We start from the raw sequence: 3,082 nt of genomic DNA on the forward strand, positions 1-3,082 counted from the left end.
ATGACGCGTCTATCGCATCTCACCTTGCGCAATTTTCTGATCGCGCTCCACGACCTGCTGGCGACCACCGCGGCGCTGTTCGCGGCCTTCTATCTGCGCTTTGAAGGCGGCGACGGCTTCTACGACCGCCTGCCGCTGCTGTTCCAGATCCTGCCCTACTTCCTCGCCTTCAGCGTGGTCGTCTTCTTCGTCTTCAACCTGACCACGACGAAATGGCGCTTCATCTCGCTGCCCGACGCGCTGAACATCATCCGCGTCGCGAGCGTGCTGACGGTTGCCCTCCTGGTACTCGACTACATCTTCGTCGCCCCCAATGTCCGCGGCGCCTTCTTCCTCGGCAAGGTGACGATCGTCCTCTACTGGTTCCTCGAGATCTCCTTCCTCATCGCGCTGCGCATGACCTACCGCTACTTCCGCTATACGCGGGTGCGGCGCCATGCGAGGACCGAGGATGCCGCGCCGACGTTGCTGATCGGCCGCGCCGCCGATGCCGAGGTGCTGCTCCGCGGCATCGAGAGCGGAGCGATCAAGCGAATCTGGCCGGTCGGCGTGCTGTCGCCGTCGAGCTCGGATCGCGGCCAGTTCATCCGCAACGTTCCGGTGCTGGGCGGCATCGACGATATCGAGGACGTGATCGGCGACTTTGCCAAGCGCAACAAGCCGATTGCGCGCCTCATCATGACGCCGTCGGCATTCGAGCCGGACGCGCACCCGGAATCGATCCTGATGCGGGCGCGCAAGTTGGGCGTGATCATCAATCGCATGCCCTCGCTGGAGAGCGGCGATACGCCCCGCCTCACCGCCGTCGCGGTCGAGGACCTGCTGCTGCGGCCGAGCGAGACGATCGACTATGCGCGGCTCGAAGCCCTGATCAGGGGCAAGGCGGTGATCGTCACCGGCGGCGGCGGCTCGATCGGTTCGGAGATCTGCGAGCGCGTCGTGGCCTTCGGCGCCGCGCGCCTGCTGATCGTGGAAAATTCCGAGCCGGCGCTCTACGCGGTGACGGAGACGCTGGCCGCGCAGGGCTCGGCCGCTGCGGTCGAAGGGCGCATCGCCGACATCCGCGACCGCGAGCGCATCATGCGCCTGATGGCCGAGTTCAAGCCGGACATCGTGTTCCATGCCGCAGCGCTCAAGCACGTGCCGATCCTGGAGCGCGACTGGAGCGAGGGCGTCAAGACCAACATCTTCGGCTCGATCAACGTTGCCGACGCCGCCCAGAGCGCCGGCGCCGAAGCCATGGTGATGATTTCGACCGACAAGGCGATCGAGCCGGTGTCGATGCTCGGCCTGACCAAGCGCTTCGCCGAGATGTACTGCCAGGCGCTCGACCATGATCTCTCCGCGGGCAGCGGCGGCGCCAGGCCGATGCGGCTGATCTCGGTCCGGTTCGGCAATGTGCTGGCGTCGAACGGTTCGGTGGTGCCGAAGTTCAAGGCCCAGATCGAGGCCGGCGGCCCCGTGACGGTGACGCATCCCGACATGGTCCGCTACTTCATGACCATCCGCGAGGCCTGCGATCTCGTCATCACGGCGGCGACGCATGCGCTCGGAACGCAGCGGTCGGACGTCTCGGTCTACGTGCTCAACATGGGCCAGCCGGTGAAGATCGTCGATCTCGCCGAGCGCATGATCCGTCTCTCCGGCCTTCAACCCGGCTACGACATCGAGATCGTGTTCACGGGCATGCGGCCGGGCGAGCGCCTGCACGAGATCCTGTTCGCCTCCGAGGAGCCGACCCGCGAGATCGGCGTCGCCGGCATCATGGCCGCGCAGCCGAACGAGCCGCCGATGCAGACGCTGCGCAAGTGGATCGCGGCGCTCGAGCAGGCGATCGCGCGCGACGATCGCGCCACCATCAGGACCATCCTGAAGGATGCAGTTCCGGAATTCGGGTCGACCGCGGCCTGACCATGCAGTCTCAAGGCAAGATCGTCGTCGCGAGCCAGCATTATCCGCCGGATACGAGCACGACCGCGGCGATCATGGCCGAGATTGCCTGCCGCCTTGCCGCAGGCCACGAGGTCGTGGTGCTGTCGGGCTCACCAGGCGCGCTGCCGGCCGCGCAGACCGGCCCGGGCAGGCCGCGCGTCGTCGCGATCAGGAACCGGATGGCGGGGAAGGCGGCGCTGGTGCGGCGCGGCGCCTCCGAGCTGCTGTTCGCGTCGCGTACGTTCCTCGCACTGGTCCGGGAGCTGAAGCGAGGGGACGTCGTGCTCACCGTCACCGCACCGTTCATGCTGCCTTATGCGGTGGCGGCCGCGGCAAGGCTCAAGGGCGCCCGCTCGGCGCTGATCATGCACGACCTCTTCCCCGACGTGCTGGTGATGGCGGGCCTGCTGAAGCCCGGTTCGATGGTGACGCGGACGATGCGCTTCGCCAACAACCTGATGTTCCGCGCGCTCAATGCCGTCATCACCATCGGCCGCGATGCGGAGCGGCCGCTGCTGAGCTATGCCGGCATGAGGCGGAACAAGATCCGCTTCATCCCGAACTGGGCGACGATCGCGCCCGGGCCGCGTCCGCTGTCGCCGGACAATCCGTTCCGCAAGGCGATTCCCGCGCGTTTCGTCGTCGGCCTGTCGGGCAATCTCGGCTTCACCCATGACCCGGAGATCGTGTTCGAGGCGGCGCGCCTCCTGAAGGGCGAGGCGGATATTCACTTCCTGCTCTCCGGCTGGGGCATCGGCTTTGCGCGGCTGCAGCAGTTGCAGGCGGCCGCGAACCTGCCCAATGTCTCCTTCGTGGCGCGGGTCGAGGATGCCGAGCTCGAGGCGTTTTTGGCGGCTGCCAATCTCTGGATCATTCCGTACCGGAAGGACGTTGCGGGGGTGTCGGTGCCGAGCCGGTTCTACAATCTGCTGGCGGTCGGCCGCCCCGTGGTGCTGGCGTCCGAGCCGGAGGCCGAGGCTGCGTTGACGGTGGTGGAGAACGGGCTCGGCTGGGTCGTGACGCCGGGCCGCGCCGACCAGCTCGCCGAGGCGATCCGCGCGGCGTCGCGTTCCGACGACAGTGCCATGGCGGAGCGCGCGGTGAAGGCGGCATCGAAGTTCGACCGCGCCACCGCGATGAACGCCTATGC

General features: G+C 67.3%; 2 protein-coding genes. Both read left to right on the plus strand.

Translation table 11 applies throughout. The annotated features are described in order from the left end of the window. A partial coding sequence (locus WN73_RS12025; RefSeq protein WP_271552924.1) for an SDR family NAD(P)-dependent oxidoreductase occupies positions 1-1,911 on the plus strand: 1,911 nt, incomplete at its 5' end. 2 nt (positions 1,912-1,913) lie between these two features. Next, the coding region (locus WN73_RS12030; RefSeq protein ID WP_271552925.1) for a glycosyltransferase family 4 protein at positions 1,914-3,082 on the plus strand (1,169 nt) is incomplete at its 3' end.

This window comes from Bradyrhizobium sp. CCBAU 45394 (assembly GCF_028128655.1).
GTDB lineage: Bacteria > Pseudomonadota > Alphaproteobacteria > Rhizobiales > Xanthobacteraceae > Bradyrhizobium > Bradyrhizobium diazoefficiens.